A 19,371-nucleotide genomic window follows, 5' to 3' on the forward strand; every position below is an offset into this window, starting at 1 on the left:
CTCGCGCCATGAAGCAGGATAGTTGAACAGGATAGCTCCCTTCCGGTTTGCCTTTCTGTCTGCGTTCAGCGTGCCGCGCTCAAGACACCCACGCCCTTCGGACGCACGCTCTCCTTCCAAGATTCCGCTGCGCGCCTCTTCGAGCTGCGGACTCCTATCCCCCAGGCAAGCTGTGGTCCCCTTCCGCAGAACCCTTCCAGTCGCCGAGGGAGTGGGTCGCGACGGCACACCCGTTGGGCAAGCATGTACCGCAGACAGATGGGATGAGAAGGCCTGGCTGGTTTGATACAAAGCACACAAGGAGGAATTCCATGGCAAAGAAGGGTACGTTGGCGAAATGTGATGAGCTTCAACCAAGTTTCCACGCAGCTGCAGACCAAGTGACGATTGGCATAGATCTGGGAGACAAGTACAGCGACTGTTGCTTGCTCGGAGCTGACGGTGTCATATTTGCCGAAGGACGTGTTCGCTCCACTCCCGAGGCTCTGGCGTCACACTTCAGGAACTTACCTCCGTCTCGATTTGCCATCGAGGTTGGAGGGCACTCTCGCTGGGTTAGTCAGATGCTTCAGACCTGGGGTCACGAAGTCATCGTAGCGAATCCTCGAAACCTGCCTATGATCACGAGCAACATCCGTAAATCGGACAGGGTCGACGCGCAACTCCTGGCACGTCTCGCTCGAGTAGATCCACAGCTTCTTTCACCAGTCAGTCACCGCGACAGGGAGCACTATCCGGCCGTCGCTCAGCTTCGCGCTCGAGACCTCTTGGTGAGAGCGCGAACACGGCTTATCAATGCGGTTCGAGGCATTTCAAAAGCCACTGGCTTGCGAATACCTGCTTGTAGCAGTCCATCATTTTCCGAGAAAGCCGCCCCGTTCATTTCAGAGGAACTGAAGCCAAGCCTCGCTCCGCTGCTCGGCACCATCGAGCACCTTAGTCAACAGATCTGCTCTTTCGACAAGGAGATCTCGCGACTCGGCCGGCAGCAGTACCCCGAGACGGCTCAACTCCGCCAGATCAGCGGAGTAGGTCCAGTGACCGCTCTGGAGTTCGTGCTCACGATCGGCAATCCCAAGCGCTTTGTGAGTTCTCGCGATGTTGGACCATACCTTGGACTCACTCCTCGACGTGATCAGTCGGGCAACACCGACCAGCAGCTAAAGATCAGTAAGGCGGGCAACAAGCATCTTCGAAGTCTGCTGGTCCAGTGTGCGCAATATCTTCTGGGAAGATTCTCTCCACACAGCAATCTAAAACGATGGGGTCTGAAGCTTGCTTCCAGAGGCGGAAAGAACGGCAAGAAACGCGCTATTACAGCTGTTGCTAGGAAATTGGCGGTACTCCTACACCATCTCTGGGTAACGGGCGATGTGTATGAACCCTTGCACAACGCGACGATGAGCTCTTGCGCTTGATTCCCTGCTCCTCATCCTTAGCAACTGCAGGCTAGCTCAGACGAATGGAAGGATCAACGAGGTTTTAGGAAGCGGTCTACCCTACTGATCGCAATCGTGTTCCTGGTGACTGCGTTTTGTCCGCGGGCGTTCGACGCCGACAGACAGATTGCAGCGCCGATCTGATTATGAGAACCCCAATGTGCACCGGGATCCAAAGACGGAGCCCAACGAGTGCGGATGGAAGCGTGGCGAAATCAGAATGTGAACACCCTGCGACTGGAGATAAGGCTGCCGGAAGTGTTGCGACAAAGCTCAGCACAGACACTCAGGAGAGTCAATCGGCCTCTCGGTCCCTTCGTGCGCTCTAAGAACGAAAAACTAACCCCGGTGGGGCAAGAAAGAGGTTGACGTGGCGGGGCCTTCTCATGGAAGCGGACAAACCAAAAGAAACGGAGCCAAACACCATGTTCAACAAAGTCATCCTCATCGGCCGCCTCGGACAGAACGCTGAAGCCAAAACCGCTCAGAACAAGAACGAGTACGTCATCCTCAACATCGCAACCCAGGAAAGCTGGAAGAACGACAAGGGCGACTACGAGAACCGCACCGAATGGCATCGCGTCTATGCCTGGAGAAATCTCTCGAAGTTTGCCAAGACTCTCCAGAAGGGGCAGCTCATTACTCCCGAAGGCATCCTCCGGTACCGCGAGGTTGTAGAAGATGTCGAGGGAGCGAAGTTCAAGCACCGGATCGCCGAGATCCACGCCATCAGCGTGAAGCGGCTTTCAAAAGTTGAAGCCGCTGATGATCCTTCGGATGGGGCCGACGACGAGTAGTCGTCTGCCTGGGTGGATGAGCCCTGCGGCTCATCCACCATTCTTGTCGGGACAGATCGTCGTTCCGATAGAAGTCCTTTGATGTTGGTTTCAACTTTAGCCTTATCGACGACAACGCCCACATAGGCTACGGCTACTCTGCTGGACTTATCGATCAGATAGGTGGCTGAGGCTCGGTATCTATCGCGAGTGTTTGTCGAAGCGAGGTTCATTCACCGTATTGCTGGGCGGTGACCTTCTCCATCCAATCGACTACCTTTCCATCGAGCTTTTCCTGAATGGCGATGTGGCTCAATGCGGTCCTCGGGCTGGCACCGTGCCAGTGCTTTTCCCCGGGGGCGAACCAGACCACATCACCAGGCCGGATTTCCTGCACAGGTTCTCCATCTTTCTGCGCCCAGCCGAGACCAGAAGTGACAATGAGAGTTTGCCCCAGCGGGTGCGTGTGCCAGGCGGTACGTGCACCCGGCTCGAATGTGACGCTGGCACCACTTACGCGGGCCGGGTCGGACCGATCGAAAAGCGGATCAATTCGAACGGTTCCGGTGAACCAGTCTTCTGGGCCCTTTACCGATGATTGCGAACCATTGATCTTGATTTCCATTGTTCTTCTCCTTAGTGAGCGACAAAACCGCCATCGACGGGCAGCGCTACGCCCAGAACGAAAGAGGATGCCGGGCTGCACAACCATAGAACGGCAGCCGCAATTTCTTCCGGCCTGCCCATCCGCCCTATCGGCTGCTGTTTTAGAAATTCCTTCATAGCCGCCGGATCGATGCCATCGCCCATAGGCGTCTCGTTGCAGCCAGGGCAGATGGCGTTGACGCGGATGCCCTGCGCAGCTACGTCGAGGGCTGCGCTCTTGGTTAGGCCGATGACACCGTGTTTGGTCGCGTGATACGCAGCGCGGCCGGGCAAACCAACCAGCCCGCCGAGGGAGGAACAGTTGACGATGGAGCCGGAGCCCTGTTTGTTCATCTGGTGGAGTTCATGCTTCATGAATGTCCAGATACCCCGGAGATTGACAGCGTTCACCTCGTCATAGCCTTTCCCGGTCTCTTCCATCATGGGACACATCGGGCCAAGAATACCGGCATTGTTGTAGGCCATGTCCAGGCTGCCAAATTCACCGACAGCGCGTTCAACCGCGGTTTGAGCGAGTTGCTCGTCCGATACATCGCCGGCCAGCGCGATGGCTCTGCCACCTTCCCCTGCAATTTCACTGAGAACGCTGTTGAGCTTTTCCTCGTCACGATCGACCAACAGCAATGCCGCGCCGGATTCAGCGAAAGCTTGCGCTGTCGCGCGGCCAAGGCCAGAAGCTGCACCGGTGATAAGTGCTACCTGTCCTGAAAAGTCATATTTGGGATTCATTGCGTCTCCGGAGAATCTTCGATCCTGCGGTGCCTCGAACATACGCACCGGTCATACAGAGAATAGATGCTCCCGTTCATGCAGGGACGCTTATTCAAAAGCAAGGCTTTATGCGTATCATGCATAAATGATTCGGAATGAGTTGTCTGAGCTTTCCGCCTTTGCCACTGTTGCCCAGGAGCGCAGTTTCACACGCGCGGCGGCTCGACTGGGAATGTCACAATCTGCCCTGAGCCATTCGATGCGTGGTCTTGAGAAGCGGCTTGGCGTACAGCTTCTGGCTCGAACGACACGCAGCGTCTCGCCCACCGCCGCTGGCGCAACGCTTCTGCAGGAGCTCGCGCCCGCACTGGAGCGGATCGCGCACTCGGTGGCCGAGACTCGCAACCAGCGAGAAAGACCCGCCGGAAGAATCCGCCTCATCGTTCCGCGTCTCGTGGCGCAATGGTGATTGTGCCTAAGCTGGCCGCTTTCGCGCGTACCTATCCGGAAATCATATTGGAGATCACGACCTCGAACGACGCCGTAGACCTGGTAGCCGATGAATACGACGCCGGCATCCAGCTTGGTGAGTTCATTCAGAAGGACATGATCGCTGTGCGTGTAACGAAAGAGATGCGCCTCGCCATCGTTGGGTCTGCCGCGTATTTCGAATCAAATGCCATCCCGCGGCACCCGCGGGATCTGAAAGACCACTCCTGCATCGGTTTTCGATTCAGCAACGGGCTATACCGATGGGAGTTCGAGAAGGGCAGCAAGGCGGTCACGGTCAGCCCGCAAGGTCACGCATCGTTCGACGATCCCGAGTTGGTGATTCAAGCGGTTGAAGCGGGCTTGGGGATCGGTTCATCTATCGAGGAACCTCTCGTCCGCCAGATTTTAAGCGGGCGCCTCGTACAGGTGTTGAAAGATTGGTGTCCAATGTTTCCGGGATATTTTCTCTACTATCCGAGTCGCCGCAATCAGCCGGCCGCCCTATCCGCCCTCATCGAGACGCTCCGATTCGCAGAGTGATTGACTCGTCACAGGTCTTAATACGACGGCCTGTCGGAAGTGATCGCCTCACTGGGTGAGTGCACTGGCGATTCTGCGCTCGTCGAGCAGACGTATCGACGGCATATCTATCTCCTGCTTCGGTCCACTAACATCATTCAATTCCGTTGTCACAATTCACAGACTGCGTATAGACTTGGCACGCACGCGGCAAGCCCTTCCAACCCCGAGGAGACTCAATGCCCGCTCCCCGCCGTTTACCGCTTCTTGTTCTATGCGTCCTTGTCCTCACGGCACTTTGCATCCCCTCTCTTGCGTATGCGGGAACAGCCACAGCCACCACCCTGCAGGTCACTCCGGTCTGTCTTAGCCAGGGATGCGTGACGACGCTCACCGCGACGGTCGTCGCCGACCCGTCCGCGGTGCATCCCGGGCTGGTCTACTTTTGTGATGGTACCGCAGCCTCTTGCGAGAACGGTATCCCCGTTGGCCGGGCTCAACTGCTCGTTAATGGCACTGCCACGATCAAGTCTGTGCTCCCGTCCGGGATCCATCATCTTCATGCCGTCTTCCACGGCACATCCACCTACAACGCGAGCTCTTCCGCTACCCACGACTTGACGGTTGCCGCGTCGACCAGTATCGCGACCCAGACGTACATAGGGAGCAGCAACACTGCGCTTCCCCCCGGCGAGTACAGCCTCTCGGGTGTCGCTAACAGCCTTGGCCCATCCGCGCCGACCGGCTCGATCTCATACCGGGACACGAGTTACGGTAACGCAGTGCTGGCGACCGCGCCGCTCGGGGCCGGTACCGCGCCTCAATTCATCTACAACACAGGCGGACTCGACTTCTCTCAGATTCCAGGCACCATCCTTGCCAGCGCCTCGAAGCCGGTCTCCGGAGACTTCAACAACGATGGTTTTCAAGACATCCTTGTGCTGGACCAGGCGGGTCTTCAGGTCCTTCTTGGCAGCGGCACTGGACGGTTCACTGCGGCTCCCAAGGGAGCGAACAACCTCCCAGCCGTTGTCTGCAGCATGCTGGTTGCGGACTTCAACAGCGATGGCAAGCTCGATATTGCGTTTAGCGATCCCAACGGGAAGAGCATACGTGTCAGCTTTGGCAACGGCGACGGTACCTTCGCCGATGCCAAGTCCTCTCTGCTGGCCAACACTCCCGGCCAGCTGTACCTCGGCGATTTCAACAACGACGGCATCCCCGACCTTATAGCGGACGTGCAGGTTGCGGGTTCACAAGCCTATGAGTTTCAGCCGCTGCTAGGCAAAGGTGACGGCACATTCACCGCCACTTCAGCTGCCTATTCCACCGGCGCGACCGGCCCGGCCATCGTCGCGGACTTCGACAGTGACGGAATGCAGGACCTTGTCGTCACGACCACGGGGGCTGCGGGCAGCGTCTACCCCGCCCAGTTTGCCGTTCTTCATGGAAATGGCGACGGAACCTTCGGAGCTGTTAAATTGTCGCCTAGCTTCAGCACTCTTTACATGGTAGCGGGCGACTTCAACGCCGATGGAATCCTTGACCTGGTCACCTACGACGGTTCGTTCAGCTTGCTCGCGTACTGGCAGGGCATAGGCGATGGCACGTTTGTCCAACTTAGCAATGTATCTCCCGTCGATTTCTTTTCCTCGTCCCTCAATTCGCTCATCGTCGGCGACTTCGACGGCGACGGTGTTCTTGATGTAGGCGGCGTCCAAATGGATCGTGGGGAGGGGACAACGCCCAGTTACTTCACTGCGTTTCTGCACTTCAGCACAACTTCCTCTGCGGATTTCCCACAGCAGGTGTCGACGCCACCCATCTCGATGAACGTTCCTTTCGACGTGCCGACCCCACCCAATCTCACGAATCTTGTTGTGGGTGCCTTCGGCAACAACGGGCTTCCCAGTGTCGTGTATTTTGTTCCCAGCACCGTAGCCACGACGCCCGTCAACTTCATCGCTGACTTCAACTCGGTTGCACACACAACTCAGTCGAACACCGTCACTCTCACCACTCCAGGCGTGCATAACGTCGTGGCCAGCTACCCGGGAGATAACTCCCATGCGGCCAGCGTCTCAGCTCCGGTTACTCTGTCTGCTCCGGCGCAGATCAACGACGGCTCAGGCTTCACCAGCTCTGCCGGGCTGGCGCTCAACGGCGGAGCAACCCTCCAGGGCGGGATCCTCCAACTCACCGACGGCAAGACCTTCGAAGCAAGAAGCGCTTTCTATCAAAAGCGCGTGCCGGTCTATAGCTTCAGCACCACCTTCGACTTCCAGATAGCCAGCCCGAACTCCGATGGCCTCGCCTTCGTCATCCAATCCAATGGGCCCAATGCCATTGGCTCCAACGGTGGTGGCCTTGGCTACGGTCAAACGCCCGGCGCAACCAGCGGCCCCTCCATCCGCAACAGTGTCGCCATCATTTTTGACACCCACAACAACCAGGGCGAAGGCAACAATTCCATCCGCGTCGAAACCGGAGGGGTGACTAACCTGGGCGATCTCATCGACCTCACCTCAAGCGGTATCGACCTCCGTAGCGGCCACCACTTCCGGGTCGTCATCGCCGGCTACAACGGGGTGGAGTTGAATCTCTCCCTCACTGATCTAGACACCCGTAAGGTTTTCAGCCAGAACCTCATCACCCTGGACATCGTATCTGCTATTGGTGACACCATCGGCTACGTCGGCTTTACCTCGGCAACCGGCGCAACTGCGTCCATTATCAACATCCTGAACTGGAACTACGCCGGTCAGATCTGCTGCGTCACTCCTGCCACGGCAGTCCTTCCGTCCTTTCCCGACGGGTTCACTAACGCTGCCTCCACCATTCAACTCAACAAGGGTGCCGCGATCGTAGGGTCCGAACTCCAGCTGACCAATGACACCCCATTCGAAGCTACGAGCGCCTTCTTCAAAACGCCCAATGACCAATTCTTCTGGATCAGTGACTTCGACTTCACAATTCAGGGGACCGGCGGTGATGGCTTCACCTTTCTGGTTCAAGGCAACGGTCCAGGGGCCGTTGGCACCTCCGGTGGAGCTCTCGGGTATGGCCCCTACTTTCCGGGGGAGTCCGGCTATGGAATCGGCGATAGCCTTGCCATCAAGTTCGACGTCCACAATAACGGCGGCGAAGGAATCAACTCAACCGGCCTCTACTTCGATGGAGCCTATCCGTCGGTTCCGGCGATCGACCTCACGTCCAGCCGCATCAACCTTCGCAGCGGACATCGCTTTCATGCCCGCATCCTCTCTGCGAAAGACGCAACGATCAAAATGTCCATCACCGACCTTGACGACTACGCTGTCTTCGACAACTCACTCTATTCACGCAATGACGACAACAGTATCTTCCATGCCTATCCCGGCTTTACCGCGGGTACGGGTGCGACTGCCAACACCATCAAGATCCTCAACTGGACCTTTGGATACTACTGAGTGTGTCCGGTCCGACCCTCAGATGGGCCGGAGAACCCAGATAGTCGGGGACCCGCAAAGGGGGTTATGGGCGACTGTCGATCGCCCGAACACTGGGCCTTAGAGTGTCCCTATAGACGGCTTTGCGGGAACCCCGGCAAGCCGTCGTCGAGCGTTTAGTGAGTGCATTGGCGATATCAGCCCAAGGCACTCATCGAACACCTGGTACGTAAGATGCTGGGCATCTCGGGGAATTTGCCGAGTGATGGAAGTCTGCGAGTTTCCCGAACCACCGGGCTCTTCAACCAGAGCTCTTCCTCGACTCGCTCCCGCTTGCAAGCTGAGCTCTCTCCCTATTCAACTCGATCCTCAATTCCTCTTCTGAAGGCAGAACCAGTTTGTAGCGGCTCGCAAAGATATGTTCGTTCTCATAGAGCACCGAGTACCGCACCACGGAGGCGTCTTTCTGTGCGCACAAGATGATGCCGACCGTTGGATTGTCGTCCGGACAGAGCTTCAGATCATCCATCATGCGGACATCGCAAGCTCAAAGTCTTCCTCCGTAAACCAACCTTGGGGGCTCCAGGTATTCCATTGCATTCGGGCAAACCCAATGGAATCTTGGCGAACGGCCTCTGCTCCCGCATCGGTGCATTGAAAGAACTGGTACCAAAACTGTCTGGACTGTTGGAAGCTCCCTAAATGGAACTCGCCGCGTGGTTGGTAGGCCAATGCAAGTGTGGCGATCGCGCGAACGCGTTCGGGAAAGAGCGCCGCCAGCGTATAGGCGATCCGGGCGCCCCAGTCATGCCCGACAACAGCGAACTCCCCAATTCCCAACTTGTCTGCCAGATCGACCACATCCTGCGCCATGGCTACAGCTCCGGCAAATCTGGGCGTGGCTGGCGACAGAAACTCTGTTGGATATGATCCTCGCAAATAGGGCGCGATCGTTCTAAATCCACGATCTTGCAGTGTAGACGCGACGGGCATCCAGCTTGTAGGCGCGTCTGGCCACCCGTGAAGCAGGAACACCGGCGCTCTAGACGATATCCCATCCGCCTCAAATGCGATCTTCAACAGTTCCGTCTGTTCAAAATACATGACCCGTAACACCCTTCCTTGCTCAGATGCAGGAAAGGGATCGGCGAGATTGTATGACTGTGCCCAGAATCTCCTCCTGACTATGCTTTCAGGAACTTAAGCACGGCGTTGAAGTAGTTCTGCTGATCGTCATACATCGCGAAATGGCTGCCTGTTTCTGAAATCCACGATTGACCTCTTGGCATTAGGGTTGCCATCTTACGCATATCTTCGGGGTCCATTTCGTCATAACGGGCGCCGATGGTCAGGCTATGGACCTTGATTTTGTGTAGGTCAGCCAAGCGATCCCAGCCTTTCATCGTGCCGGTGACTTCAAACTCATTTCTCCCCTGGATGGCGTTGTAGACGTGTTGATTCCACCCGTCCAGGCTGCGCGAGACGGGATCTGGCCAAGGATCAAGCCTGCAGATAAAGACCTTGTAGAGCTTATTGAGCAGCAATTTCTGATATGCAGGATCCTCCGTCTCGTTGGCGTTTTCATACCGTTCAAGCTCGGCCCTATCGGACTCGGGAAACTGAGCTCTGATTTTCGAAACATGGTAGAGGAAAGAGTCGCTGCTGGCGGCCATGTTTGAGATGACGAGACCTTTGAGATGTTGCTGGTACTTGAGAGCGTACTCGATAGCAAGCACACCTCCCCACGAATGTCCTAGCATATAGAACTGTTCCAGCCCAAGACCTTGACGGACTGCCTCGACCTCTTCGGTGTAGCGTTCGATCGTCCAGAGTTTGGGATCGTTGGGCTTGTCTGAGTTTGTGGAATCGAGCTGGTCGTAATAGTAAAATTCAATGCCGTTGAGGGGAAGAAAATCCTCGAAGCATTCGAAGTAACGATGGTCGGCGCCGGGCCCGCCATGGACCAGCAGAACCTTGATCTCGCCGCTACCTACCTTTTTTGTCCATACCCAGTGGCCTTGCCCAATCTGTATTCGCTTGGAACCGCCTATATGGACGGTGCCTGGAGAAGGCATTTTGAGTTTGGGGTCTGTGGGTGCTGCGATCATTGGGCTTGTGACAACGGTGGCAACAGCCATCGTACTCAGTGAGAGAAAATTACGCCGTTTCATCTATGCAGGATATGTTGCGGACGGGCGATTTATGTCACGGAGATGTCATTCTGAATGCAATGGATTGTGAATCGAGCAACTGCGGCCAGGATGTGGACCACGACCCGATTCACCTGGGCGTATCGACAGCCAGGAACTCAACCCCAGACTCCGTGAGGTTCGAGATGAAGGCGACGTTGCGGGCCAAACGGTTCGACCTGGCAATCACCAGAATAGCGCGATGCTTACGGCAGAGCTTAGGGGCTATAGCGAGGGCAGGGCGGTCATGGCGCTTGCCGCTCTCCACCTCCAGGCCCTCCTGCACCAGGGTTCAGTCTTCCCCCTTTCTGGAATCCGGCGACGGCGGCGCGATGGGCTTCGAGTCCTAGACCGCTAGCTCCCTACCGTGACCCGCTGACAGCGGGTATAGAGGGGACGGCAAACGCTTTTGGGGCGGCGCTTTGAGCCCGGCTCTGGAGGGCAATGAAGAGTATTGCAGAAAGAGCGAATTGTAAAAGCAGTTTCATGACCCGCCGAACGATGGTCAGTTTCATACGTGAGCGTTACATAGCGGGTTTTGGCTGGCACGCTTTTTGATGTATTCGCTTGTCTTAGATAGGCAGGTCTGCCTCTCCCGACCTGTAAATGAGTACCAAATCGCCAATGCGCTAATTGAGAAGGCGAGAGCTTCGAATGACATCCTCGCAAAGTCGATGCTTTGGGAAATTGGGTGGTTGACAGCCTTAAGTCGGTTTCTTGAGAGTTTGAACAAGCTTCATGATGAGGAAATACAGTGCCGCATTGGTCACGATCCGTGATCGGCCTCGGCATTTTTGTACCAGGTGAAATGTTAGTCTTCGACCAAAACCTGACCTGAAAGGGTGGAGGCTTTGGATGAAGAAGAAGCGTTTTTCTATTGAGCAGATGGTCGGCGTGTTGAAGCAGGCTGAGGTGGGAGTTCCTGTGGCGGAGGTGATCCGCAAGGCGGGGATCAGCGAACAGACGTTTTACCGCTGGAAGGCGAAGTATGCGGGCCTGGAAGTGGATCAGGTCCGGCAGATGGCGCAACTGCAGGAAGAGAACCCTCGTCTGAAGAAGCTTGTGGCCGAGTTGGTGCTGGATAAGACGATGTTGCAGGATGTGCTCTCAAAAAAATGGTGAAGCCTTCGCGGCGTGGACCGATGGTCGATCGGCTGATGAGCAGCTATGGGGCGAGTGAGCGGCATGCGTGTAGGGTCCTTTGTGTGACGCGCGGAACGTATCGCTACCGGAGCTGCCTCGATCCACGAACTGAACTGCGGATGCGTATCCGTGAGATCGCTCAAGCACGAGTGCGCCGCGGGTACCGCAAGATCAGCGTGCTGTTGAATCGCGAAGGCTGGGATGTAGGCAAGTATCTGGTGTACGGGTTGTGCAAGGAAGAAGGGCTCATGCTGAAGAGGATGAGGCCGGCGGGCAAGCGCAAGGCTGCTCGTCTGCGCGAAGAGAAGGTCAAGCCAACCGCACCAGATGAGGCTTGGAGCATCGACTTCGTGTCGATCAGTTACAGGATGGCACACGCTTCCGGTCCTTAACTATCGTCGATGTCTACACACGAGAAGCGGTGGCGATCGAAGTTGGCCAGAGCTTAAAGGGAGACGATGTGGTGCGCACACTGAATAAGCTGAAGCTCGAACGTGGTGTGCCTAAGGTCTTGTTCTCTGACAACGGGAGCTAGTTCACCAGTCATGCGATTGACCTGTGGGCTTATCAGAACGGGGCAAAGATCGACTTCTCAAGGCATGGCAAGCCGACTGACAACGCCTTCGTAGAAAGCTTCAATGTGACCTTCCGGGCCGAGTGCCTGAACACCCACTGGTTCATGAGCCTGAAGGAGGCAAAGCATCTAATCGAAGCCTGGAGGCGCGAATATAATGACAGTCGTCCTCACGCATCTCTCGCGGACAGGACGGCAAGCGAGTTCGCCAGCCAGTACGCGGCTAGCCGCGTACTGGCTGGAACCTAAACCGGTCGAAGACTAACTCTGACCTTGGTATAGAAATGCTGGGCCCTTCACTTCACTGGCCTTTAGTCACAGGTATAAGCCCTCATGGAGCTCCTTGACGGTGGAGTAGCAGTCGCAAGCCGCCGCTTCCAGTCCTTTGCGGTTCAGGATGTGGATGTGTCCGCGCCGGTACTCAATCAATCTGTCTCGTTGCAGGCTGCCCGCCGCCGCTGCGACCGTCACACGGTTGGTGCCGAGGATCTCGCTCAGTACCTCCTGGGTAATATCAATGGTCGACGACTCCGTTAGATCCTGCGCGGTGAGGAGCCAGCGCGTAAGGCGCTGTGAAGCTCCATGGATGGAGTGGCATCCGGCTACCTGGCTCAGGATGTGCGTATGCACCTGGACAAATTCGAGGATGTGGCGATGGAGATCGTCGTCCTGATAAAACGCCTTCTGGAGATGCTCGAAGGGGATCTGGATGGCTGCGCCGGCCAGCTGCATGCGGCAGTGCGTCGGAGTATCCACCGGCCCTATGAGGTGCAGACTTCCCGTAAAACCCTCGCGACCGACAACGCCAACTTCAGCCGCAAACCCGACGGTGGTCACTGCGAGAACGGAAGCCAGGCCCGAGGTAAGAAAGAAAGCGTGCGACGGCCGAGTTTGCGACTCGTGAAGCACAGTTTTGGTTCCCAACTCGACCTCGGACGAAGTCGACAGCAGATGTTTCCTGCTCTTGTGGGAGATGGCGGCAAGAAAGCGATTTGGATGGGACTTAGCCATAGATCCTTGTTTAAGCCAGGTTGATTGCTGTAAGGGCGGGACACGTATACACCCGCTGATGCTTTAGATGTTCCAAACGGACGAATGTCGCAGCAGGATCGCTTAGCGGCCTGAGCCTGCCAGTCTCCCTATGTTAAGTATGATGCAGGTCCGTTATGTCAAATATTTGACATAACGAAGCAACGGCAATGAAAGGTCCGGCAACTGAATAAGTGCGCATGCGCTGCAGGTATCGACCCGACGCTGAGCTGTCATCATTCCGCCGCCAGCGTCGACACGGTGACCATCTGTAGCTGAACCATGCTCACTCAGCCATTGGTTACCTTTGTTTTTCTAACCGCATTAAAGCACTGGAGGTGCTCACATGTTTATTATCTGGTGGATAGTCGTAGGTCTGATTGCAGGGTTTCTTACCGGCAAGCTCATGAAAGGTTCTGGCTTTGGAGCCGTTGGGGATATCGTCGTCGGCATCATTGGCGCCGTGGTCGGAGGCTTTATCATGCAGCATCTGGGCTACGCCGGCTCAGGCGGCCTGGTCTACACGGTCTTCGTTGCCGTCATCGGCGCTGTACTGCTTACCCTTCTTCTGCGGCTCGTGACCGGCAACCGGGCGCGTAACCTGTAGCATGACCCTGGATTTCCCGTGCATTGATACGCTTCGAATGGGTGGAGAGTTCGCTCTCCACCCATCTTATTGGACCCGGTTTAGTTGTCCCTGATTAAACTGCCACTGACGCGGAGCATTTTTTCTGCGGTTGACCACTTTCGCTGGCGTATAGCCGGGCGGAATTTCAAAGAGTGCCGGGTCAGGCTCCAATCGCTGAATGTTGGACAGGGTGAACTCGACCTTTACGCCTTGAGAATCCGTCGTCCTGCTCCTACAAGTAGCCCCAAGCTCCAAGGATTCCCAACGCTCGATTACGTCGCCCGCGAACTCTAGTCTATTACCGTAATAGGTCATGCCTAATTCTGTTCTCGTTCCTAGGTCAGTGTGACCGGTACCCTGATTGCGAGACGCGTTCCTACCTCCGTCCACTGCTCCAAGGAATAGGTTTCGGGATCGGCTGGGCTTCGGACCGTGACCGTATAAACTCTAGCCTTCGCTTGCAATACAATTACGCGCCGGTGAGGGGCGTCTTCGATTGTGACCCACTGCGGCGACCCTTGCGCGTCAAACGAAGCGATGTAGATACTGCCGTCGCTGGCTCTCGCGACCTTATTTATGTTTTGACGATCCTTAGAGGCCCACACCTGTGTGGCTGTGAACGGCGCGTCTCGCAGACGGTAAATCTCCTGGCCATTTCCGCGCATGCCCAAAGCCAGAGTTAAGAAAACGGCTGATATTGAAGAAAGTCCTCGAGTCCGCATAAGGCTCTCAATTCTCGGTGAATTACATAACATCAGCTTCTCGTAGTGAATGTGGTCAGGCAAACTTAGACTGGTAATCCACCAGTGCGCGGAAAACAGGGTTGTCGGCAACTTCGCCTCCTCGTCGGCCCCCGAGGCGAGACTTCCAAAAAATAACGACTTTGGTTACCTGTTGGCATGATCTCGAATTTACGATGTGCACATGGGTGAGCTGCTCAGATGGATTTGCATAGTCGCTGCGTCTTCACTGACTCTCGTTGGCCTTGTCTCCTTCAGTCATGACTGCCTCATGCTCGCAGCGCTAGCTAAACCCCTCGGGGATGGACCTAGTGGTCTCATAGGCGGACCGATCTTCGCGGTCGTTGGTGGTTGGCTGCTCCGGAGGGCAATCAAAATTACGCATTCCGCAAGGATGGAGTGACTCGCAACCTTAGTGCCAAGATGATGAGCTGTACAAACACGGGATTTTCGGAAACTGGCGCTTGATCGAGATCGACGTTAAAGATGTTAGGCGCCATTACTGCACGCTTAGTTAGGACGGCGTCGTGGTTGACCAAAAGCTCGGAACGAAGTTCAGCGTAGTAATTGGGACGAAGCAGGATAAAAATCCGCATTTGAGCGGTCCGAGAGAGGTGACCTGCGGGCGTCGATCAGCTCCCACTCCTTATAGACGTAGAAAGAGCCGCAGTGGAGACAGAGTATGGGTTCAGTTGGAGCCAGTTGAAAGGTCGAGAGATGAAGTCGTTTCTCCGACTGGCCGAGACTAATGAACTCGTCGCAGACTTTGCAGGAAACCCCGTAAATAGCGACCATGTTCGCTCCCAGCCGATTCGCAGATACCAATAATGACGTCATGACGTTTTGAAATGTTGCCTACTGACGATTCCTTCCAAATCGTGCTCTAGTCTGTGGATGACATTCCTTCCGTCTTCGCCTATTATTCGCCTATGGGCGGGGAGCGAGCATCAACAACCCGAAGGCGAGAGTCGGGACGTATATGTTGCTCCTGCAAGGTGCCGCTGGAACCCCCGCCCGCCAAACACGGAGAACGGTATTGCGAGCGGTGTGAGCCCCGGCGCAAAGTTTATATGCATTTCATGGAGCGACCCGAAGGGTGGTACGTTACCTTCCTTGAGCCAGATCTCAAAACTCCGCTTCCGAAGAAGTTCATCTTCCAGGATTCGGCGAAGATTCTCGAATTGGCCGCGCGGGGCGGCGCTGACAAAACTCTTGCGGATAAACAAGCGCTTCAGTATGCAATTCAGACCGGGCGGGGTTCGGTCTGGCTCCATTTGACCTCGGCCCAACTGGTCAAGCTCAACCCTCTGCACCGCTAGTCGCGTCACCGCCGACTTCAACGCTCAGCGGGGGTCCCTTTCTAGCTATTTCGTCGGGGGTGGCAATGATCACTCACGAGTGCGCGCTGAGGTGAGAAGATGGTCATAACGGACAGTTTCGATTGGAAAGGTGGTCGCTGATGATTGCGAGTGCAGAGTTCCTTGACCAGTGGACGTTAGAAGATATGCCTGCCTGTGATGAGGGCATGGCGCTGCTCGAAGTGTTCGCGCGTCTGCACACTGAAGAATGGAAAGGCGTGCTGGCGAAGGGGCTAATCGATGTGCGACCCGAGGTAATTGGCCTTTACAGCGAGCGGTGGATAGCCTTTGTGAATCACTGTAACGTCTGCGACGACTGCAACGAGCTCTAGCTATGTGTGGCCGCTACTATCGCCGTTCCGATAAACAGCGCATCGCCGAAGCCTTCCGCCTTGGCAAATTGACCGACCTTCCTCTTGAGGTTGCGCCATCATTCAATATCGCGCCGACGACTATGCAGGCAGTGATCGTTGCAGACCGCGACACTGGCGAACGCACAATGCGTGTGATGCGTTGGGGTCTGATTCCCGTCTGGGCTAAAGACCCGAAGGCGATGGGCCTCAGCACTATCAATGCGAAGGCAGAAGGGCTCATGGACAAACCGATGTGGCGCACGCCCTTTAAGAAGCGTAGGTGCCTGGTGCCGGCAGACGGATTCTATGAGTGGAAGAAGCTGGACGCGAAGACGAAGCAACCTTACGCTTTTCAACTGAAAGAAGACCAACCGTTAGCCTTCGGTGGGGTGTGGGAAGCATGGAAAGAGACTCCTGCTGCGGTAGAGGCGAGGGTCAGACGGCAGATTGAGGGCATCATTGTCCGCCCTACCGTTCTCTTAGAGCGGACGATTTCAATCGATATCGAAGAAATACCGATGGACGATGTCGGTGCGATCCGTCTGAGGATTGCGCCCAATGATGATGGGGAGAATGCCATTGTCAGTTTGGCCGAACGAGAATATCGCACGGTAAGACGTGGTGCGCAGTGGATCGAGACTTTTTCAATTGTGACTACCGAACCAAACGAACTCACGGCAAGCGTCCACAATCGAATGCCGGTCATGCTGAAGCCATCTCAATACGAACGCTGGCTGGACACGACAGACCAGGAACGTCCGCCGGTCGATCTGCTGCGTCCTTATGACGCCGCCCTGATGTCTGCTCACGTAGTGGACCCGCGCGTGGGAAATGTGAGGATTAACGAACCGAGCTTGTGTCAGGCGTTCGAGTGCCCGCCGAACTCGGCCTAGACTTGAATCGAAAGTGAAGGATTTCAAGGTGAACTTTGTGACCGAACAAGAACAAGAAACGATGCGAGTCTGGATTATGTCGGAAGAGCCTCCGGCCTGTCAGCAGGGACTTGAACTCTTGCTCAAGTTCGCGCAAGCCTCTCCGACGCTCTACGCACTCGCAGAGCGGGTGAACTTCAACGATCCGGCACACCCCGGTTTCAAGCGTAATCCGTTGTGGATGGCGTTCTGTCAGCACTATTCCAATTGCGACAATTGCAACGAGGCTTAGAGGAAGGAATTGAGCAAATGATCGAGGAGCATAAGCGGAGTATCACTTGCTTAGTTTTTCTAGGAAGCGAGTTTGACGGCGAGGTCTTCAAGCCGGAGCACTACTGGTTGCAGTCTGTGAATAAAGCTTGGAAACGTCCGGCACCATTCCGCTCTTTTGACCGCGAGGACGCGCTTGCTGCCCTCCCTACGAGCATCCGACTGTTCTTTGAGCCGCTCGAACCGGCAATGATTCGCGGGAAAGGTTTCTGGGTGCTCCGTCTCGGCATGACAGAAATGGACGAGGACGAATTGGATCGCGAATGGATATCGGTCCCACATCCAGCCGTGGTCTTTCGCGAGCCTGTGGACGAGGGAGACGACTGCGTTCCCGGTCTCGACGTGCCTGATCTCCTCATCCACTGAGATTCCGTCGGCGATGTGCGGGGATGCTGGGTAACGCGTGAGATCTACTCCTACGTAGCACCCATCCATCAAAGCCACAGCGCATCTAGGATCGGCAGGGATCGTCTAGCCTGCCCGCGCGAACCGAAGCTTGGAGCGCCGACAGCCTTTCGGCCTGCGCTGCTGTGCGCGGCTTGTCCTGGACAAACAAGAGACGGTCGACATCCTGGTCGATCCCGGACAGATCCCAAACTTGACGAAGCCGTTTGTACTCGGCGACGTGAACGGTAGTTATAGCGTGATAACGAAAAGACATAGGCCAATTGCTACTGTCTACCCGAAGTATCCGCCCCGGGATGCCACGCCCTCCATTCGACTACCGAGCGGAACCCAGAATCGATTACGTCCGTCACGCAGCGGTGCTCAGTGTCAAGAGCGGGTGCGCCTTGGACGAAACCTAGTTTCCGATAACATCGACTTTGCGGGACGTTGGTTTGCCAGATGTCTTTCGCCTCCCGGCTCAACCGATACCAGAGCCGTTGCGAGAGGAATCTTGCGGATCACTAAGGCGATGCTGGAGAATACTACACATGAAAAGCATGCACGCTGTGTTGCTTCTAGGCTTGCTCGGTTCCCCTGGGGTAAGCCAGACCACCGATCGGGACGTGCCGACCGCCAACCAGATGCTTACGGAGGCTGAAGCAACTGCGAGCAGTCAGCATAAAAACGTAATGCTCATCTTCAGTGCTTCGTGGTGCGCATCTTGTCATTTGCAGCAGATCTTTCTGGCCGATCCAACTATCCGGCCGATCTTCGACAAGTATTTTGTCAAGTTGGTAGTCGTCCATGGGGAACGCCTCAATGACACGCGGCATCAGGACACTCCAGGTGTAGACCAACTGCTTGATTCGCTCCATGACACAAACACTAGCCTCCCGCTGACGGTCATACTCAGTAACAGCGGAAAACTCATCGTGGATTCGGTTCGTCCGGTATACGGACGAAGGGACATCCGGGCCAACATCGGCTTTCCCGATGGTCCAAATGGAACCGATTGGCTCTTTGAGATGTTGAGGCGAGGTGCTCCGTCACTCACGTCAAGCGAGACCCAAATAATCCATACTTGGTTGCTCTAACACGGAAGCAATGAGCACTCGAAACGATGAAATGAGATGGGAACGACGAGACAGCCGCTGTCGGAACGAGTGCGTCGGAGCGAGCGACACGGCAGCCAGACGTTAGTTCCGCAGAAACGGGGCGGTCTCAACCGGTCGATGCAACACCATCTGATTTAGATCATTTCTCAGAGGTGGTGTTGATGAGACGAGAGAGACAACATGGGCTTTCTGCGGAGCAGAAGGCCGAGATCTGGCAACGTTGGAAGGCGGGCGAGTCATTGCACGAGATTGGTCGAGCCTTTGACAAGGACCATGGCTCGATTCAGTTCCTGCTATCGAAACACGGAGGGATTGCCCCGGCGGTCCGTCGCCGGTCGCAGCGAACGCTCACGCTGGCCGAGCGGGAAGACATCTCGCGAGGCATCGCTTCCGGCTCGTCGATTCGTGAGATAGCCAGGGGTCTCGAACGGCCAGCGTCTACGGTGAGCCGGGAGGTGGCGCGTCATGGTGGCCGTCTGATGTATCGAGCCAGTGAGGCTGATCAGCGAGCCTGGAGCTCGGCTCTTCGGCCTAAGACCTGCTGGCTTGCCGACCACAGGAAGCTGAGCTTGCTCGTGGCCAGTAAACTGATCCTGGACTGGTCTCCGGAGCAGATCTCCGG

General features: G+C 56.0%; 20 protein-coding genes and 1 pseudogene. 14 read left to right on the forward strand and 7 right to left on the reverse strand.

Translation table 11 applies throughout. The features are described 5' to 3' along the window. Positions 1-311: 311 nt before the first annotated feature. Entirely contained in the window at positions 312-1,418 is a 1,107-nt protein-coding gene (locus tag HDF16_RS25435) for an IS110 family transposase (RefSeq protein WP_246410094.1), read from the forward strand. 446 nt (positions 1,419-1,864) lie between these two features. Continuing rightward, on the forward strand, positions 1,865-2,236 hold the full coding sequence (locus HDF16_RS25440) for a single-stranded DNA-binding protein (protein WP_184222937.1): 372 nt from the start codon (positions 1,865-1,867) through the stop codon (positions 2,234-2,236). Positions 2,237-2,444: 208 nt separating this feature from the next. Here the strand turns inward: HDF16_RS25440 and HDF16_RS25445 are convergent, their stop codons facing one another. Together HDF16_RS25445 and HDF16_RS25450 are read right to left on the reverse strand one after the other, a co-directional pair. Next, positions 2,445-2,840 (reverse strand): (R)-mandelonitrile lyase, encoded by a 396-nt coding sequence (locus HDF16_RS25445; protein WP_184222939.1) that lies wholly within the window; start codon positions 2,838-2,840, stop codon positions 2,445-2,447. A gap of 11 nt (positions 2,841-2,851) precedes the next feature. Further along, a complete protein-coding gene (locus HDF16_RS25450; protein WP_184222941.1) occupies positions 2,852-3,610 on the reverse strand; it encodes an SDR family NAD(P)-dependent oxidoreductase in 759 nt (252 codons plus the stop codon). Between the two features lie 127 nt (positions 3,611-3,737). On the opposite strand from HDF16_RS25450, the gene HDF16_RS31405 reads away from it, so the two are divergent. The 3 genes from HDF16_RS31405 to HDF16_RS25460 all read left to right on the forward strand — a co-directional run bounded on the left by HDF16_RS31405 (position 3,738) and on the right by HDF16_RS25460 (position 8,052). Continuing rightward, a complete protein-coding gene (locus tag HDF16_RS31405; RefSeq protein WP_221313169.1) occupies positions 3,738-4,061 on the forward strand; it encodes a LysR family transcriptional regulator in 324 nt (107 codons plus the stop codon). Positions 4,062-4,108: 47 nt separating this feature from the next. Next, the gene (locus HDF16_RS30365) at positions 4,109-4,624 is read left to right on the forward strand and encodes a LysR substrate-binding domain-containing protein (RefSeq protein WP_246410097.1); all 516 of its coding nucleotides are present in this window, start codon (positions 4,109-4,111) and stop codon (positions 4,622-4,624) included. Between the two features lie 218 nt (positions 4,625-4,842). Further along, positions 4,843-8,052: an FG-GAP-like repeat-containing protein gene (locus HDF16_RS25460; protein WP_184222943.1), complete on the forward strand. Its 3,210-nt coding sequence runs from the start codon at positions 4,843-4,845 to the stop codon at positions 8,050-8,052. A 280-nt stretch (positions 8,053-8,332) separates the two neighbouring features. Here HDF16_RS25460 and HDF16_RS25465 read toward each other — a convergent pair whose 3' ends face one another. From HDF16_RS25465 to HDF16_RS30990, 4 genes are all read right to left on the reverse strand, one after another. Further along, positions 8,333-8,563, reverse strand: coding sequence for a PDDEXK nuclease domain-containing protein (locus HDF16_RS25465; protein WP_221313172.1), 231 nt, complete (start codon positions 8,561-8,563; stop codon positions 8,333-8,335). Next, the gene (locus HDF16_RS25470) at positions 8,560-9,135 is read right to left on the reverse strand and encodes an alpha/beta fold hydrolase (protein ID WP_246410100.1); all 576 of its coding nucleotides are present in this window, start codon (positions 9,133-9,135) and stop codon (positions 8,560-8,562) included. The genes HDF16_RS25465 and HDF16_RS25470 overlap by 4 nt, the downstream gene beginning before the upstream one ends. Positions 9,136-9,215: 80 nt before the next feature. Further along, the gene (locus HDF16_RS25475; RefSeq protein WP_221313174.1) at positions 9,216-10,169 is read right to left on the reverse strand and encodes a proline iminopeptidase-family hydrolase; all 954 of its coding nucleotides are present in this window, start codon (positions 10,167-10,169) and stop codon (positions 9,216-9,218) included. A gap of 142 nt (positions 10,170-10,311) precedes the next feature. Then, positions 10,312-10,506 (reverse strand): recombinase family protein, encoded by a 195-nt coding sequence (locus HDF16_RS30990; RefSeq protein ID WP_348641432.1) that lies wholly within the window; start codon positions 10,504-10,506, stop codon positions 10,312-10,314. A gap of 569 nt (positions 10,507-11,075) precedes the next feature. On the opposite strand from HDF16_RS30990, the pseudogene HDF16_RS25485 reads away from it, so the two are divergent. Beyond that, positions 11,076-12,186 (forward strand): annotated as a pseudogene (locus tag HDF16_RS25485) (IS3 family transposase). Between the two features lie 66 nt (positions 12,187-12,252). Here HDF16_RS25485 and HDF16_RS25490 read toward each other — a convergent pair. Then, a complete protein-coding gene (locus tag HDF16_RS25490) occupies positions 12,253-12,948 on the reverse strand; it encodes a Crp/Fnr family transcriptional regulator (protein ID WP_184222947.1) in 696 nt (231 codons plus the stop codon). Between the two features lie 364 nt (positions 12,949-13,312). On the opposite strand from HDF16_RS25490, the gene HDF16_RS25495 reads away from it, so the two are divergent. The 8 genes from HDF16_RS25495 to HDF16_RS25535 form a co-directional block, all read left to right on the forward strand. After that, positions 13,313-13,573 carry a GlsB/YeaQ/YmgE family stress response membrane protein gene (locus HDF16_RS25495; protein ID WP_184222949.1) on the forward strand — a complete coding sequence of 87 codons (261 nt, stop codon included), beginning with the start codon at positions 13,313-13,315 and terminating at the stop codon, positions 13,571-13,573. A gap of 1,840 nt (positions 13,574-15,413) precedes the next feature. Continuing rightward, positions 15,414-15,653 carry a hypothetical protein gene (locus tag HDF16_RS25500; RefSeq protein ID WP_246410103.1) on the forward strand — a complete coding sequence of 80 codons (240 nt, stop codon included), beginning with the start codon at positions 15,414-15,416 and terminating at the stop codon, positions 15,651-15,653. Positions 15,654-15,793: 140 nt separating this feature from the next. After that, positions 15,794-16,024, forward strand: coding sequence for a hypothetical protein (locus HDF16_RS25505; protein ID WP_184222954.1), 231 nt, complete (start codon positions 15,794-15,796; stop codon positions 16,022-16,024). A gap of 2 nt (positions 16,025-16,026) precedes the next feature. Beyond that, positions 16,027-16,938 carry an SOS response-associated peptidase gene (locus HDF16_RS25510; RefSeq protein ID WP_184222956.1) on the forward strand — a complete coding sequence of 304 codons (912 nt, stop codon included), beginning with the start codon at positions 16,027-16,029 and terminating at the stop codon, positions 16,936-16,938. Between the two features lie 13 nt (positions 16,939-16,951). Further along, a complete protein-coding gene (locus tag HDF16_RS25515) occupies positions 16,952-17,209 on the forward strand; it encodes a hypothetical protein (RefSeq protein WP_184222958.1) in 258 nt (85 codons plus the stop codon). A gap of 17 nt (positions 17,210-17,226) precedes the next feature. Further along, positions 17,227-17,613 carry a hypothetical protein gene (locus HDF16_RS25520; protein ID WP_184222960.1) on the forward strand — a complete coding sequence of 129 codons (387 nt, stop codon included), beginning with the start codon at positions 17,227-17,229 and terminating at the stop codon, positions 17,611-17,613. Positions 17,614-18,182: 569 nt separating this feature from the next. Further along, a complete protein-coding gene (locus HDF16_RS25530) occupies positions 18,183-18,728 on the forward strand; it encodes a thioredoxin family protein (RefSeq protein WP_184222964.1) in 546 nt (181 codons plus the stop codon). 182 nt (positions 18,729-18,910) lie between these two features. Continuing rightward, positions 18,911-19,371, forward strand: a 461-nt coding sequence (locus tag HDF16_RS25535) for a helix-turn-helix domain-containing protein (RefSeq protein ID WP_184222966.1), incomplete at its 3' end; no start/stop codon positions are given.

Source organism: Granulicella aggregans (assembly GCF_014203275.1).
Lineage (GTDB): Bacteria > Acidobacteriota > Terriglobia > Terriglobales > Acidobacteriaceae > Edaphobacter.

Excerpts from the sequence above, each read along its gene's own strand:
- HDF16_RS25435 (WP_246410094.1), top strand. The coding sequence starts at position 312 with ATGGCAAAGAAGGGTACGTTGGCGAAATGTGATGAGCTTCAACCAAGT.
- HDF16_RS25440 (WP_184222937.1), top strand. The coding sequence starts at position 1,865 with ATGTTCAACAAAGTCATCCTCATCGGCCGCCTCGGACAGAACGCTGAA.
- HDF16_RS25445 (WP_184222939.1), bottom strand. The coding sequence starts at position 2,840 with ATGGAAATCAAGATCAATGGTTCGCAATCATCGGTAAAGGGCCCAGAA.
- HDF16_RS25450 (WP_184222941.1), bottom strand. The coding sequence starts at position 3,610 with ATGAATCCCAAATATGACTTTTCAGGACAGGTAGCACTTATCACCGGT.
- HDF16_RS31405 (WP_221313169.1), top strand. The coding sequence starts at position 3,738 with ATGATTCGGAATGAGTTGTCTGAGCTTTCCGCCTTTGCCACTGTTGCC.
- HDF16_RS25460 (WP_184222943.1), top strand. The coding sequence starts at position 4,843 with ATGCCCGCTCCCCGCCGTTTACCGCTTCTTGTTCTATGCGTCCTTGTC.
- HDF16_RS25465 (WP_221313172.1), bottom strand. The coding sequence starts at position 8,563 with ATGATGGATGATCTGAAGCTCTGTCCGGACGACAATCCAACGGTCGGC.
- HDF16_RS25470 (WP_246410100.1), bottom strand. The coding sequence starts at position 9,135 with ATGTATTTTGAACAGACGGAACTGTTGAAGATCGCATTTGAGGCGGAT.
- HDF16_RS25475 (WP_221313174.1), bottom strand. The coding sequence starts at position 10,169 with ATGGCTGTTGCCACCGTTGTCACAAGCCCAATGATCGCAGCACCCACA.
- HDF16_RS25490 (WP_184222947.1), bottom strand. The coding sequence starts at position 12,948 with ATGGCTAAGTCCCATCCAAATCGCTTTCTTGCCGCCATCTCCCACAAG.
- HDF16_RS25495 (WP_184222949.1), top strand. The coding sequence starts at position 13,313 with ATGTTTATTATCTGGTGGATAGTCGTAGGTCTGATTGCAGGGTTTCTT.
- HDF16_RS25500 (WP_246410103.1), top strand. The coding sequence starts at position 15,414 with ATGGAGCGACCCGAAGGGTGGTACGTTACCTTCCTTGAGCCAGATCTC.
- HDF16_RS25505 (WP_184222954.1), top strand. The coding sequence starts at position 15,794 with ATGATTGCGAGTGCAGAGTTCCTTGACCAGTGGACGTTAGAAGATATG.
- HDF16_RS25510 (WP_184222956.1), top strand. The coding sequence starts at position 16,027 with ATGTGTGGCCGCTACTATCGCCGTTCCGATAAACAGCGCATCGCCGAA.
- HDF16_RS25520 (WP_184222960.1), top strand. The coding sequence starts at position 17,227 with ATGATCGAGGAGCATAAGCGGAGTATCACTTGCTTAGTTTTTCTAGGA.
- HDF16_RS25530 (WP_184222964.1), top strand. The coding sequence starts at position 18,183 with ATGAAAAGCATGCACGCTGTGTTGCTTCTAGGCTTGCTCGGTTCCCCT.